The organism is Sphingobacterium sp. LZ7M1, from assembly GCF_024296865.1.
Lineage (GTDB): Bacteria > Bacteroidota > Bacteroidia > Sphingobacteriales > Sphingobacteriaceae > Sphingobacterium.
In genome coordinates this window covers 1,446,929-1,460,712 of sequence record NZ_CP101134.1, presented here as the reverse complement: position 1 = coordinate 1,460,712, position 13,784 = coordinate 1,446,929, and the positions used below count along the sequence as shown (strand labels likewise).

13 protein-coding genes are annotated in these 13,784 nt (G+C 40.5%); 6 read left to right on the top strand and 7 right to left on the bottom strand.

Translation table 11 applies throughout. The features are described 5' to 3' along the window. Positions 1 to 18: 18 nt before the first annotated feature. Positions 19 to 1,116: a slipin family protein gene (locus tag NMK93_RS06205; protein ID WP_254528389.1), complete on the bottom strand. Its 1,098-nt coding sequence runs from the start codon at positions 1,114 to 1,116 to the stop codon at positions 19 to 21. 46 nt (positions 1,117 to 1,162) lie between these two features. Further along, the gene (locus NMK93_RS06200; RefSeq protein WP_254528388.1) at positions 1,163 to 1,336 is read right to left on the bottom strand and encodes a hypothetical protein; all 174 of its coding nucleotides are present in this window, start codon (positions 1,334 to 1,336) and stop codon (positions 1,163 to 1,165) included. 594 nt (positions 1,337 to 1,930) lie between these two features. Between NMK93_RS06200 and NMK93_RS06195 the strand changes: the two genes are divergently transcribed. The 3 genes from NMK93_RS06195 to NMK93_RS06185 all read left to right on the top strand — a co-directional run bounded on the left by NMK93_RS06195 (position 1,931) and on the right by NMK93_RS06185 (position 4,259). After that, positions 1,931 to 2,995, top strand: coding sequence for a YafY family protein (locus tag NMK93_RS06195; RefSeq protein ID WP_254528387.1), 1,065 nt, complete (start codon positions 1,931 to 1,933; stop codon positions 2,993 to 2,995). A 68-nt stretch (positions 2,996 to 3,063) separates the two neighbouring features. Next, positions 3,064 to 3,717 carry a TetR/AcrR family transcriptional regulator gene (locus NMK93_RS06190; RefSeq protein WP_185211512.1) on the top strand — a complete coding sequence of 218 codons (654 nt, stop codon included), beginning with the start codon at positions 3,064 to 3,066 and terminating at the stop codon, positions 3,715 to 3,717. Beyond that, complete coding sequence (locus tag NMK93_RS06185) at positions 3,714 to 4,259, top strand: GNAT family N-acetyltransferase (RefSeq protein ID WP_185211511.1); 546 nt, start codon at positions 3,714 to 3,716, stop codon at positions 4,257 to 4,259. Before NMK93_RS06190 ends, NMK93_RS06185 begins: the two co-directional genes overlap by 4 nt. A gap of 236 nt (positions 4,260 to 4,495) precedes the next feature. Here NMK93_RS06185 and NMK93_RS06180 read toward each other — a convergent pair whose 3' ends face one another. Both NMK93_RS06180 and NMK93_RS06175 read right to left on the bottom strand, forming a co-directional pair. Continuing rightward, complete coding sequence (locus tag NMK93_RS06180) at positions 4,496 to 6,862, bottom strand: M1 family metallopeptidase (protein WP_254528386.1); 2,367 nt, start codon at positions 6,860 to 6,862, stop codon at positions 4,496 to 4,498. Further along, positions 6,859 to 7,434, bottom strand: coding sequence for a HupE/UreJ family protein (locus NMK93_RS06175; protein WP_185211509.1), 576 nt, complete (start codon positions 7,432 to 7,434; stop codon positions 6,859 to 6,861). The genes NMK93_RS06180 and NMK93_RS06175 overlap by 4 nt, the downstream gene beginning before the upstream one ends. A gap of 112 nt (positions 7,435 to 7,546) precedes the next feature. On the opposite strand from NMK93_RS06175, the gene NMK93_RS06170 reads away from it, so the two are divergent. Together NMK93_RS06170 and NMK93_RS06165 are read left to right on the top strand one after the other, a co-directional pair. Next, the gene (locus NMK93_RS06170) at positions 7,547 to 8,053 is read left to right on the top strand and encodes a DUF6702 family protein (RefSeq protein ID WP_185211508.1); all 507 of its coding nucleotides are present in this window, start codon (positions 7,547 to 7,549) and stop codon (positions 8,051 to 8,053) included. A 359-nt stretch (positions 8,054 to 8,412) separates the two neighbouring features. Continuing rightward, on the top strand, positions 8,413 to 8,640 hold the full coding sequence (locus tag NMK93_RS06165; protein ID WP_254528384.1) for a hypothetical protein: 228 nt from the start codon (positions 8,413 to 8,415) through the stop codon (positions 8,638 to 8,640). Between the two features lie 479 nt (positions 8,641 to 9,119). On the opposite strand, the gene NMK93_RS06160 is transcribed toward NMK93_RS06165, so the two are convergent. Continuing rightward, positions 9,120 to 10,016 (bottom strand): AraC family transcriptional regulator, encoded by an 897-nt coding sequence (locus NMK93_RS06160; RefSeq protein ID WP_185211507.1) that lies wholly within the window; start codon positions 10,014 to 10,016, stop codon positions 9,120 to 9,122. Between the two features lie 271 nt (positions 10,017 to 10,287). Here NMK93_RS06160 and crcB point away from each other — a divergent pair, with 271 nt between their 5' ends. Continuing rightward, positions 10,288 to 10,668, top strand: a complete 381-nt coding sequence (gene crcB, locus NMK93_RS06155) for a fluoride efflux transporter CrcB (RefSeq protein WP_185211506.1) — start codon at positions 10,288 to 10,290, stop codon at positions 10,666 to 10,668. 4 nt (positions 10,669 to 10,672) lie between these two features. Here crcB and NMK93_RS06150 read toward each other — a convergent pair whose 3' ends face one another. Continuing rightward, positions 10,673 to 11,662, bottom strand: a complete 990-nt coding sequence (locus NMK93_RS06150) for a LacI family DNA-binding transcriptional regulator (RefSeq protein WP_185211505.1) — start codon at positions 11,660 to 11,662, stop codon at positions 10,673 to 10,675. 40 nt (positions 11,663 to 11,702) lie between these two features. Continuing rightward, positions 11,703 to 13,784 carry a hypothetical protein gene (locus tag NMK93_RS06145; RefSeq protein WP_254528382.1) on the bottom strand — a complete coding sequence of 694 codons (2,082 nt, stop codon included), beginning with the start codon at positions 13,782 to 13,784 and terminating at the stop codon, positions 11,703 to 11,705.

Here is a 13,784-nt window from a genome sequence, read left to right as displayed (position 1 = left end):
ATTACCCTGCAGGACTTCCTATTTATTTAAGAACAATTGTTTCAATTGATCTACGATCTGTCCGTTTCCAGAAACAGAAATCGTATTGATCTTGTCCGCAATCTTCTCCACGTATTCCATTTCCTTTAACCGGAACAACATCGCATTCTCTTCCAAAAGCTTCGCGGTATTCAGCAAGCTCCTTGTCGAGGCCGTTTCTTCCCTTCTGGTAATGATATTCGCCTGAGCTTTCTTCTCAGCGACCAACACTTGGTTCATGATATCCTTGATTTCTCCCGGAAGGATAATATCCTTGATACCCATGGAAATCAATTCAATTCCCAATCGCTGAACCGACCTCTTCGCTTCTTCCAAGATCACCTTTGCGATCGCATCCTTATTTTCCAATAATCCATCGAATGTTTGGTCAGATACATACGTTCTTACGATCATTTGCATCAAAACATATAAATGATTATCAAAGGATTGGTTTTCCAACAAGGCCATCTTGATATCTTTTACTTGATATTGGAAACCAATATTCAATCGTATCTGTACTTTGTCCTTAGTCAAGATTTCCTGACCTGGAATCTCCATATACATAGCTCTTTTGTCCACGATGGCCACCTGAATGGCATCAGCGTTTTTCCAAAAGAAGTATTCCCCAGCCAACAATTCTCTTTCAAATTTTCCATTTACAAAAAGCAATGCTCCTTGAAATTCTTCAATCTGATATCTGCTCACATAAGATTTGAACAAGTCTTTCCTTAAATAAGCCTTGTTGATGGATGAAGGTACCTCCAAGGTATCCATATTTTCAATTTGGAATTCCAAATCCTCCAATCCTTTCCAGAAGACATGTCTTCCCGCATTCAACAAGCCTACAAGGTTCTTGTTCTTGAACATCAAAGCGATTTCATTGTCCAAGACCTCAACGATTTCAACCAATTCTAAAAATCCAGGTACAGTCAACAAAACATCTAGATGATAAGCAACCTGAAATGGTTTCGCCATATCATGGCGCTCAAGGGATTCCCCAAAGCCTAACCAGTATTTTCCTTCAGTCACAACCCTTTTTACAGCATTGTTTTTGATGATCAATCCTACTTCGTTTCTGTTAATTAATACCTTTTTCATTGTTTTTCTATTTAATTATTTCACTCATTCATTTAATCCTAAAAAGCTATTGCCAATCGTTCATCGGTCCGGAACGGAACTCTAGGGTAGTCCTAGACCATCCAGCGACCTTGCCCTTTCCACACTGGGAGAACAGGTCTTCCGGTAGTTCAGGAACAATTTGCCTTTGGTCTAGGTCTAGCAAAAAGTTGCAAAGATCCTTTCCGACTGTTATTGGCATGAACATGCCTTTAACCGAACCATTGGCAATAAGCTTTTGATCTTTTTAGAGAAGACCTAAACTCGTCCATCGTGTTTTACCACGGAAATGCATCGTGTGAGGATGTTTATGGTCCTATTTCAACCATGGGTTTGTTATTCTAACCATTTGAATTATCCTGGAAACCAGGAGCAGGATTCGAACCTGCACTGCAAACAATTAATCTATAGACCCATCTCATAATCAGTATACTTCATCCTACTGGAAAAGCACTAGCCTGCCATACAGAAACAGGACACCAGGATTACGATTTGATCTCTACAGATTATATATCCTGTTGGACATATATCGTATAAAAAGCTTATCGCTTGTTTAATCAAAGAACATTTGTCATACCCGACATTACAAAGGTGCATACAGCACTACGCAACACTTATGCGTAGTAAAATTTTATTCAAATTATTTTAATAATATACATTTATTATACTGTGTATCAATTAATTAATTTAACAACATTTTTATAACATATTTACAAAAAGACATTACTACGCAAATACTTTGCGTAGTAATGTTAAATTATCTATCTTTATTTTATTCAAAAAGGAAAGGAAATCCATGTCTACAAACAAACTTGCTCTTATTCGATACAAAATCATCGACCAATGCCTTCAACAAACCCATAGGAAATGGACCTTGGAGGACTTGATAGAAAAGGTCTCGGATGCACTTTACGAGTTGGAAGGGATCAATAGTGGTGTCAGTAAAAGGACAATTCAAGGCGATATACAGTTGATGCGAAGCAATAAACTCGGATATAATGCTCCTATAGTTGTGAAGGACCGTCGATATTATAGCTACGATGACCCGAATTACAGCATTAGCAACTCTCCTATTTCCTCCATGGACATGGAAAAAATGAAAGAAGCCGTCGATGTCCTGAAACATTTGAATGGCTTTACATTTTTTGAGGAAATGAGCGATATGATTATCCGTTTAGAGAGCCAGATGTACGCTTCTAAGGGAGAAGGCAAGTCCATTGTACAGCTTGAAGCCAATCCTTTATTAAAGGGATTGAAATGGATTACCCCACTCTATCAAGCCATAAAGGACGAAAACCCTGTTTTGATCAAATACAAATCCTTCAAGTCAAAACAGCCCACAGTTGAAGTATACAGCCCCTATCTTTTAAAGGAGTATAGAAACCGATGGTTTCTAATCTGTTGTAAAAAGCACCATTCAAGCTTAACTACTTTGGCACTGGACCGGATGGCTGAAATTGACATGATGGCCAAAAATGGGTTTCAACCTTATGAAGGTGTTGATTTCGATCGATACTTTTCAGATACCATAGGTGTTACCAAGTCTGCCAAGGAGCGTGGTCAGAAAGTCATCCTACAGGTAAACGCCGCCAATGCACCCTATGTAGAGACCAAACCTTTGCACAGCTCCCAACAGATCCAAAAAAGGCATGATGATGGTTCCATTACCATACGGATAGACGTGATACTGAATCTTGAGCTGGAGCGAGAGATATTGGGATTCGGGGAATGTGTTAAGGTATTGGCCCCAAAAAGCCTAGAAAAGAGAATACTTTATAGGCACTACAAAGCGTTAAATCAATATGCCAAAGCCCAAATCATAAGGGAAGATACAGAGCCGCAGAAGCAACCTGATAAATAATGATATTACTCACTTTATTCCCTATGCTGTGAATAATGCTTAAATTTATCCTACTATTTTAAACAGATATGAAAAAAGCTCCGAATCCTGAGCAGAAGTCCAGAAAAATCACCTCTGGACCCGTACGTGAAAAGGCAAGAACGATGAACAGAATCGTCAATGCCGTCGGAAAAGTCTTAAAAAAACATGGTTACCCTGGGTTGACCATTGCAAATATTGCCACAGAAGCAAAAGTCGACCGTAAATTGATCTATACTTATTTTGACAACTTGGACAACTTGGTGGAGCTATACATCGAAAAGAGGGATTATTGGAAAACCAAGGCCAAATCCACTATTTCCCGATTATTGAGCCAGGAGATCATTCAGGATGATGAAATGTTTGCTCTCTTGCAAGGACAGTTCAATGCTGTTCTTAACGACGAGATCTTACAGCGAATCCTGCAGTGGGAGCTTTCTGAAAACAAGGAAATCCTCCGTAAACTAGCAGATAGCCGTGAAGAAATTGGCGCGGAACTCATCCGTAAATACGAAAAGGGCCACCCTAATTCCGATGTCGACACCTGCGCCATCCTTGCCTTGCAAACTGCAGGCTTATATTACCTAGCTCTTCACGCCAAAACAAATGGAAGCACCTTCTGCGGACTAGATCTGAATTCCGAAAAAGACCAAGAACGAGTTTCCGCTGCATTAAGAGAAATACTGACTAAGACCCAAACATGAAAAGAATCATCGAAATAGATCCTCAAATCAGCTTGAAAGCAATCGTCGAGAGTGATGCCATTCGAATGTACAACATCATCAATAGCCAAAGGGAATATCTTGGAGAATGGCTCCCTTTCGTCCAATTTACCAACAGAGTAGAAGACAGCAAGGGCTTTGTTGAAATGGCAATGCTGAGCCGAAAGCTTAAAAAAGACTATGTCTATAAGATCTGTTTCGATGACCGAATGATTGGCTTGATCGGCACCAAGGAAACCGATTTATTGAACAAAAACACGGAAATTGGCTATTGGCTATCCCAAGATTTCCAAAACCAGGGGATCATGACCCGCTCGGTGGAAGCCCTGATCCAGGAGCTTTTTGAAGAGCTTAAATTAGAACGCATACAGATCTGCTGCGCCATAGGCAATGAAAAAAGCATCAATATTCCCAAAAGACTAGGCTTTAAACTGGAAGGAACCAAAAGGAATGGGGAATGGATGGGCAATTTCCAATTTAGGGATCTTCTGGTATTCAGCAGGCTGAAGTCAGACAGACCATAGTTTTAGGATATCTAAACCCTCTTGTCTCTCATCTGAAATTTTCCCAGATCAAGCGTTCATAGACCACGAGCTCTTGACCAAGCTTTACCCTTGTTCGAGCCATATTCGGAAAATTCGGAATGTGTCCCGAATAAGACCAAAGCAAAACCAGGATAAAATAGTCAAAAAATTGTAGAATAAAACACAAGGGCAGCTCAAAATTTGAACTGCCCCTTATATTTTTAGTTTAGTATTACCTATCTATTATTTTGCTTTTTAGCTTCCTTCATCGGATTGCTCTCGGCCGATTGACCGCGAGCTGCCCGTCCATTCTGCTGGTACAACTCAAACCTGGAAGGTTGAGAAGTTCTAGGCCATGCATTGTTGGACTCATCTATATCCGCAGTTTCACGATACGGATCCAATTGAATGGAGGCAACTTGCTTGCTCTTTGCAAATACTTTCGTTGCTTCATTTTCATCCATTCTCCAGATATAAGCAGGGACTTGATCGATCTCTTTGCTTCCATCGGTAAAGGTCCATTCGATGATCAATGGCATGACCAATCCACCATTGTTCCTGAAGTTCAACTCATAGAATGTAGTCTTACCATTGAAGATATCTTTTTCTTTATCAGTTAGCTTATTATAGAAATCTTGGTAGCTGGTTTCATCGGCTGGCTTCACGGCAAAACGATCCCATTTATTATAGAAATCCAGAAGAGAGGTATCCTTATCGACCAAGAAAGCCATATTCTCTTCCATGTTTCGCTGACGCGTAATACTGTTCAGGTCTTTATCAAATGCTTCTTTTTTCTCCTGTTGCGTTTTCTTAGGGTCTGCTCCACTCATTCTATATTGCGTCACATTATCTAAGGAAATCTCAACCGGATCAGTTCCAAAGAACCAACCTCTCCAGAACCAATCAAGGTCTACGGCAGAAGCATCTTCCATGGTCCGGAAGAAGTCGGCCGGAGTAGGGTGCTTGAACTCCCATCGTCTTGCATATTCCTTAAAGGCATAGTCAAAGAGCTCACGCCCCATTACTGTTTCTCTCAATATATTTAGAGCTGTCGCTGGTTTAGCGTATGCATTAGGTCCAAATTGAACGATATTTTCAGAATTGGTCATGATAGGTTCCAACTGATCTTTTGGAAGCTTCATGTAATCCACGATCTTGTAGGCCGGTCCACGACGGGAAGGAAAATCCTTGTCCCATTCTTGTTCCGTCAAATATTGAAGGAACGTATTCAGTCCTTCATCCATCCAAGTCCATTGGCGCTCATCCGAATTGACGATCATTGGAAAGAAGTTATGTCCAACTTCGTGGATAATCACACCGATCATGCCATATTTTACGGCTTCAGTATAGGTACCATCCTCATCGGCACGGCCATAATTGAAGCAGATCATCGGATATTCCATACCATTTGCTGCTTCCACAGAGATAGCTACGGGATAAGGATATGGAATGGAGAATTTAGAATATGTCTTTAAGGTATGGGCAACAACTTTGGTGGAATATTTACGGTACAATGGGTAAGCCTCAGGACCATAATAGGACATGGCCATTGGTTGATTTCCCGGAACACCTTCATTCACACGCAAAGCATCCCAGATCAAGCGACGAGAGGTAACAAAGGCAAAATCGCGAACGTTCTTGGCTTCATAAACCCAAGTTTTCTTGGCACTGGATTTCTGTTGAATGGCTTTGTTAGCATCCTCTAATGTAACGATCTCAACGGGTTCTTTCGATTGCTGAGCCTGCTTCCATCTAGCCAATTGCGTCGAGGTCAATACTTGTGCATAGTTTTGGCATTCTCCTGTCGCTCCTACCACATGGTCCGCTGGAACCGTGATATTTACTTGATAGTCACCAAAAACTAACGCAAATTCCCCTCTTCCGGTAAACTGTTTGTTTTGCCATCCCTGAAAATCGGAATAGACCGCCATACGTGGAAACCATTGTGCTATAGTGTATAGGTTATTATCATCTTTAGCAAAATGCTCAAATCCACCACGACCACCTTCGACCATACGATCAGAGATCTTATAATCCCAATCAATCTTCAGCACGAATTTAGCGCCAGGCTTCAACACTGTGGGAAGATCAATACGCATCATGGTATAGTTGATGGTATATTTTAGCGCTTTATTGGCTCCATCGGTCACCTTATGGATATTGACTCCAAAACCTTTTTTCTCTGGAACCAATGATTTCAGTTCGCCTATTGACATTTTCTCCCTTAAGCTACTTTGGTCAAACCGTTTACTTTCGGCATTGTCCGCATGCTCGTTTTCATCTAGCTGAATCCAAAGATAGGTCAATGGATCTGGAGAATTGTTGGTGTAGGTAATGGTTTCAGACCCTTTCAGCACGCGATTGACATCATCGATCTCTACATCAATGACATAATCGGCTTTCTGCTGCCAATACATTGCCCCTGGTGCACCAGATGCCGTTCGAAAGATATTTGGATCCGTCAACAGGTTACCCAGTTGCTCAAACTTGTTCCCATGGTTGGAACCTGGGTTATGCTGCATCTGCGCTTGGGCAGCATATATGCCTGCCGAACCTACAAGGGCAAGGCAGATGGTTTTGATTATTGATGAATATAATTTCATAATGGAATACGTTCGAGTGCCATAATAAAGGAGATTCCGATAACGGCCGATGAGAGGAAGAAGCTCCAATCACGGTTGCTGACCGCAAAAATCTTGAGCATCAACTCCGAAAGCAGAATAACAAAAAAGACAATGATAAGTTGTCCAAACTCCAAACCTATATTGAAGGACAGCAGTGGCAGTACAATATTTGCTTCCTGTCCCAACAACGATTGCAGGTAATTTGAAAATCCAAGACCGTGGATCAGTCCAAAGAATAGGGTCATCGCATAAAGGACATATGGGCTCCGCTGCTTTCTTCTTTTGGGCAAATTATAGAATGCAGTGGCCAAAATGGTCACCGGAATCAAGAATTCCACCCAGGCGGTATCTACCCTGACGATCTTAAATGCTGCCAATGCCAAGGTGATGGAATGGCCGACCGTAAATGCGGTTACCAGCCAAAGAATTTTCTTCCAATCTTTTAGCGTATAACTGCAACATAAAACGAGAACAAAAAGAATATGGTCATAACCCGTCAGGTCCAAGATATGCTGCCAACCAAGCTGAAAATAGATAGAGAAATCGCTCATTAATTAGGTCTTGTAATAATAACATAGCAAAATTAATATTATTTTAACATAGACAAACGGATTTACTAATTTTAGGCAGATTTGCACATAATTGTTGCAAAAAATCAATAGAATGGATTGGAAGAAATTAAGACTAGGATTGCTGCTTGTTGGAATATTTACGGCATTTATTGCTTTTGCGCATCCTTTTTATGTTAGCATTAGTTCAGTAGACTTCAACCCAAGCAAAAAACGTATTGAGGTATCCTGCAGATTGTTTTATGATGATCTGGAAGTAGCCTTGAAAAACCAATTAGGCCAGCATATCGATGTAATCCATCCCAAAAACAAAGCTGCGGCAGATTCTGCCATTTCGAAATACATCCGACAAAATTTCAAGATCAATATCAATAATCATCCTCGAAACTTACAGTATGTGGGCTATGAGATTGAGGAGGATGTTGCTTGGTGCTATTTTGAAGTCAGCGATGTTAATTCGATCAGCAAATTGGATATTGTCAACCAGCTTCTTTTCCAGGATTTCAAGAATCAGTCGAACATTATGCATATCAAGGTCAATAATGTTAAAAAAAGCACCAAACTAGACAATCCTAAAAGGACGGCCAGTTTCAATTTTTAATTCGGAAGTGAGGCTGGGGATTTAGGGCCGGGAGAAAACGAACCCGCTAGAAACACAAAATGCTTTTTTCTCAAAAAGCACGCCTAATTTAATTTGTTTTGGTTTTGTAGAAGGGTTAACTTTTCTTGTTAACACTTCTATTTTGTGGGCTTGGTTGGTTTCCGATAAACCCTACATTCGTTACATAGAATGAGAATGGGTTCTGGATCATTTTTTCTTTTTTACTTCTTTCTTTTTTAATCATATTATTTACCTTTCTTTTATTGTTTGCTAGTAATATAACAAATTTTGAGCCAAATTCCAAATTTGGAGTAGATAAGAGATCAGAGAGCTGTGTGCTGAAGTGAATGTAGAGGCGATTGGGTAAATATTTTGAACCAGGATTAAAGGGATGGGAGGATGGGCCAGGAACTGGGCAAGAACCAGGATTTAAGGGATGGGAGGATGGGCCAGGAACTGGGCAAGAACCAGGATTTAAGGGATGGGAGGATGGGCCAGGAACTGAGCAGGAATCAGGATTAAATGGATGTGAGGATAGACCAGGAACATCTTGCTATTGTGTCGTTGGAAAGACCCCAATACTGTAGGGGCGTTTTGCAAACGCCCGTTGTTGAATCAGGATGCCATTAGACGCCGCTCAGGGTACTGGATGGGAGGATTGGACTGGAATAGGTCAAAGGATATCTTTGGGATACACAACCCTTAGCAGGGATGAAATATTTTTCTATAAATCCTCTAAAGCGGAAATTAATCCCCAGAAAATAGTTTCCTCATCTTCCGATTTCGGAATTATTGCATCCCCAAGAAAAAACAAAAATTGATTCTTCGCTTCACTCTGAATCCTTCATTAGCATATTTTGATTCTGACCGATCAGTGAGGAATCTGTCCGGCTCTCCTCCAACAGTTTCTTTCATTCTCCATCGAAGATGGAGTGCCCTTACGTCAATTCAATCTTTGTTTGTATTACTCCGAGATTCTTCGGATAAACTTCAGAATGACTAAAAAATTACCCTTTCGGAAAATTCACTGTCTCACTTCTCATATCTCCCATCTCAAATCCCCTCCTTAATTCGCCATATTATTCACCGCATGTCGATGGATAAACTCAGAGGGTGAGCTATGGAGGATATGTTTAAATACACGATTAAAATGGACGACGGTATTAAATCCGCATTGGTAGGCGACTTCGGAAATATTTTCTGTGGACTTGTTGATGAGCAATTGGCAGGCTTTTTCGATTCGGATTTCATTTAAAAAGGTTACATAGGTTTTCATGGTATGCTTTTTAAAATACTTACAGAATGCGGATGGGGTCATGTGGATGAGTTTGGCAACCGCATCGATACTGATTTCCCTGTTATAGTTTTCTAGGGAATATCGCAGGACTTCATTGATACGGACCCCGACTTTATCATTGAAGTTTGATTCAGGAAGTCCGGAATACAGGGAGATCATTTCCTTTTCATTGGCGATCAGGTATTCGAAGACCTCCAATACGCGCATGAGTTTAGGCAGACCCTCCTCTCGCAGTAATGATTGAAAGATGGACCTCACTGGCAGGCTATATTTCTGCAACAACTTTTTACTGGAATCCAAGGTTGTAAAGATATCCCTGATCCGATGCAGCTCCTGCATATTGAAGAAGGACTGCATCTTGTCGAAGGCAACAAAAATATGGACTACATGGATCTGGTCATTTTCAGCTCCTTCTTTAATAAAGATATGGGGGTCGTTGGCCTTTAAGATATAGATTTCATTTTCAAAAAAAGGCTGTATTAAGTTTCCGATAACGACCGAACCCCTACCTTTTAGGATATAGGAAATTTGAATTTCCTTATGCCTATGATAGTGGGTATAGAATTCCTCCCTAAGGTCTTCTTGAATATAAAACGAACCAGCTCCAAAAGCAGGCACAGTAAACTCAATTGGATACCTTGCTTCCATAGTCTTTAAAGCTTCCATACATTCCTAATTTTTGTCCCAATCCAACCGGTTATTGTTGTTTGGGGATAATGATATTCATAATTTAGTTATAACAAAAATATCATTTTTTTACAATCGCAGGGTATTTTTTGAATTTTTATAACATTATTTACGCAACAATTTTCTGACATCAATCATATTTCATTCATTTTCATACCTTTCGCTCGGTTTTATTGAATATCGATCCATTCGGAACTTGTAAAGGAATTCATTAAATTCGAAAAAAATAAATCAACATTAGTTATTATTCATGATCAGAGAGGCATTCATTATTGCTGCAGGTGGAGCTGTCGGAAGTGTACTAAGGTATTACAGCGGTCAGTTCATCAGCAAAAATTATCCCAGCCAGATTCCGCTTGGCACTTTAATCGTGAACCTCTTAGGCTGTCTGCTGATTGGGCTATTATTGGGTTATTTTGCCAAAAACCAAGGCTTGAGCAATGAATGGAAACTGTTACTGGTAACAGGCTTTTGTGGTGGTTACACGACCTTCTCTACCTTTGCGGCAGAAAACATCAATCTTATCCAAAACCAACAGACGTCGCAGGCCTTCCTATACATTGGCCTTAGCGTTGTCCTTGGATTGGCGGCAGTTTACTGTGGCTTGATGTTCTGGAAATTATTTCAATAAATCATTAACCCCTCTTCTTTGCAACCAATTCAGAATTCAACACCTTTTTCTGAATGGTATTATCTTTCATCTGCTGGGTTAAGGCAATGACACTTTCCTTTGCTAACTGCTCAATAGGCTGTTTAACATGGATTATGGGATGATAAAAGAAATCATATACCTCACTAAAGTCAAAGCACATTACATTTAAGTCCTTTGGGATCTGGATCTCTTTTTGGGTGAGGTATTTTAATCCCGCAACCGAAAGGGTATTGGTGGCAAAAACAATGGCATCAGCTTTCTGATCGTTCAAAATCTCCTCTAGGACTTGCCCTAATTCTTGCTGTTGCTTACTGAAATTAATTTTATACAATCTGGATTGGATTGCAGAGCTGGCATTCAAGAAACCTTGTTCACGGTCTTTCATATGCTGTAGGCTACTCTTGTAGGCAACAAAAGCCAGGTTCTTGTACCCCATTTCAATGAGATGGCCCACCGCGGTCTGCATGGACTCTTTATTATCTGTGATGACATAGCTGGAATTGACATGATCAAAATGCCTATCGATCAAACAGATGGGAATGCCCAAAGAAATAATATATTCGATGGTTTCTTCGGAGTGATCCGGTGGAGAGATGATAAAACCATCGACTTGCCTTTTAATAAAAACATCGACTAGGTTTTTCAATTTCTCCGTACTTTCATCGGAACTACCTATTATGGTGGTCAGACCAAAATGTCCAGACTCATCTTCTATTCCTCGTGCGATCGAAGCAAAGAAAGGATTTGAAATATCTGCAACAATTAGTCCGATGGTATTGGTTTTACCCGTTTTTAAACTTTTGGCGATATGGTTGGGCTGATAATTCAGTTCTTTGGCAGCCTGTCTGATCTTTTCTGCAGTATCCTTCCCTACTCTGCCCTTTTCTTCATTACCACTTAACACATAAGAAACTAATGCGGTAGAAACGCCAATTTTCTGAGCAATATCCTTTAATGATACCTTTTTTACCATTTTGTAAATATATTATTATTAATTCATAACTAACCTTGCATTACCATTTTGCAAAGACATTTTCACCCCAATGATCGATGACACGATTAACTGCTTCCGAGGCTGCTCCGTTCCCCCAATCATAGATAGTAAATTCTCCAATTCCAATTCCGTTGGAATCGGTATGGCCATCATGCCCATAGTTTTCCATCATAAAGCCGTAATCCTGTTTCCTCAGAAATGGCCAGCGTTTTTGCCATTGTTCCTTGGTTTCTTGATTCTCGGGAGCATACATCATGACAAAGGACGCCTTTAAGGCAGCAATGCCCCGTTGCATATAATCTTTCCGACCTAATTCTTTTCCATATTGCATGATCAGTTCAGCAAATAAGCTCTGCCTGGAATCATTCCATTCCGCATCTGCATTCATGACTCCAAAACCGCCCAGGGCATGTATATAGATAAAGGATGGTTGCCAAACAGCTTGCCACATTAACAGTTCATCCAGCACCCTTTTTCCTTTTTGTAAATAAGCTTGGTCCGCTGTAACCTTATAGGCTTCCATGGCTGCCTGGGCCGTATAATACATGCTCAGGGTATTTTGCTTGTACATATTATTCCTAGCAATTTTCCGATCCACTAAACTGTCATGTCCAAATCGGCTACAGGACCAATAGGTTTCAAAATCTTCCCAGCGTCCGACTGGAACAATTTCCTTTACGATTACATCAAGGGCTTTTAAAGCGGATGCTTTATATTTTTCAACTTTGCTTATCTGATATAATCTCAGCAAAAAACTTACGGACATGGCAGATTCTGGAGATTTGCTCAACAGCTCCATATCTTTCTGCTGATTTAGATCTAGCCATGCTGGAAAATAGCCATCAGGGAGTTGTATGTTGACCAATGCATCGGCATATCGAATGGCATAATCCAATAATCGGGGATCTTTTTCCAACTCAGAATACCAATCCAGCATCAATAGAGCCGTATAGCTCATATCCAGAATATGGTAAGGAGATTCTTTTGCATTCCAGGTATAGGGATTACGGTTTGAGTTGCCGAAGAAATGGGTATTCCAGCCTGCCGAGCGCCAATATTTTTTTCCCTCGACTTCTACTTCCTTCATTTCTGTGGCGATCAATCCCGGGAAAAAACCATTTCTCTGCGGAAAGGAAAGCGTCAATTCCTTGGTCATATTCGCATAGCGTATCAGCGAATCTATGTTTTTCCGCTTTGCATAGCGAAATAAGCCAGATGCAGAGCGTAAGGAATTGAACCAAGCTTGGTTCCAAATGGACCTAAACTCCCTTTCGTTGACTTCACCTGGATAATTAGGGCTTTGGGTAACATTTACAATAAAGGTGGGAGCTCCTACTCTTTTGCCATTCAGGTCAAATTCCTGCCATACAGCGTCTCGCCAATATTTGAAGGCCCATTGATAGGTATAGTCTACATAAGCATCGAGATTGTTATTATCGAAAGGCTCCCCATTTTGATAGAGTTTCTTACCCCATTGCTGCCACATAAACTGATTTATACCGGCAAACGGATTATCAATGCTAGCTGGATCTGAAGAGAATTTTACGTAAAAAGCCAGACGATAGGTTCCTGCTGGAAAATCTGTCTTTTCTTCTTTTTCATAAAGCACATGATCGGTAATCTTAGAATTTGCCTGGCCTAAGGTCATGAGGTTCTCATCGGCATCAAGATCTAGATACCAAGGAACTGTAGGTTTTGATGTTAACAGCGACACATCCGGAATGATGGCCAAAGACTTTTGGCTATCCTGAACAATCAAGGCCGCCGAACGAAAAACATGTTGGGTGATGATATGGTTATCTGTAGGAGTCAGATGAGGTGCCCAATGAAAACTAGGCTTAAATTCAGGCTTTACAGCGACATAGAGCCTATCTAAGCTTGTATCGGCTTTTATTTCCCAGGTGAATTCAAGCCTAAAAGTCTGTTTATCGATTTTTTTATACTTGATTTCAGGATTTTGATTTCCAATTTTGGAATACTCCAGATTGGATATGTACGGCTGGAGCAACTTTGGAATCCCTTGGCCATACGCTATGGAAGGATCCATAGCATGCAGCCAAGTTAACAAACCAACAAATATGTAAATCCAGTGAATTCTCAT

Excerpts from the sequence above, each read along its gene's own strand:
- NMK93_RS06145 (WP_254528382.1), bottom strand. The coding sequence starts at position 13,784 with ATGAGAATTCACTGGATTTACATATTTGTTGGTTTGTTAACTTGGCTG.
- NMK93_RS06200 (WP_254528388.1), bottom strand. The coding sequence starts at position 1,336 with ATGCCAATAACAGTCGGAAAGGATCTTTGCAACTTTTTGCTAGACCTA.
- NMK93_RS06150 (WP_185211505.1), bottom strand. The coding sequence starts at position 11,662 with ATGGTAAAAAAGGTATCATTAAAGGATATTGCTCAGAAAATTGGCGTT.
- NMK93_RS06205 (WP_254528389.1), bottom strand. The coding sequence starts at position 1,116 with ATGAAAAAGGTATTAATTAACAGAAACGAAGTAGGATTGATCATCAAA.
- NMK93_RS06195 (WP_254528387.1), top strand. The coding sequence starts at position 1,931 with ATGTCTACAAACAAACTTGCTCTTATTCGATACAAAATCATCGACCAA.
- crcB (WP_185211506.1), top strand. The coding sequence starts at position 10,288 with ATGATCAGAGAGGCATTCATTATTGCTGCAGGTGGAGCTGTCGGAAGT.
- NMK93_RS06160 (WP_185211507.1), bottom strand. The coding sequence starts at position 10,016 with ATGGAAGCTTTAAAGACTATGGAAGCAAGGTATCCAATTGAGTTTACT.
- NMK93_RS06170 (WP_185211508.1), top strand. The coding sequence starts at position 7,547 with ATGGATTGGAAGAAATTAAGACTAGGATTGCTGCTTGTTGGAATATTT.
- NMK93_RS06190 (WP_185211512.1), top strand. The coding sequence starts at position 3,064 with ATGAAAAAAGCTCCGAATCCTGAGCAGAAGTCCAGAAAAATCACCTCT.
- NMK93_RS06175 (WP_185211509.1), bottom strand. The coding sequence starts at position 7,434 with ATGAGCGATTTCTCTATCTATTTTCAGCTTGGTTGGCAGCATATCTTG.
- NMK93_RS06180 (WP_254528386.1), bottom strand. The coding sequence starts at position 6,862 with ATGAAATTATATTCATCAATAATCAAAACCATCTGCCTTGCCCTTGTA.
- NMK93_RS06185 (WP_185211511.1), top strand. The coding sequence starts at position 3,714 with ATGAAAAGAATCATCGAAATAGATCCTCAAATCAGCTTGAAAGCAATC.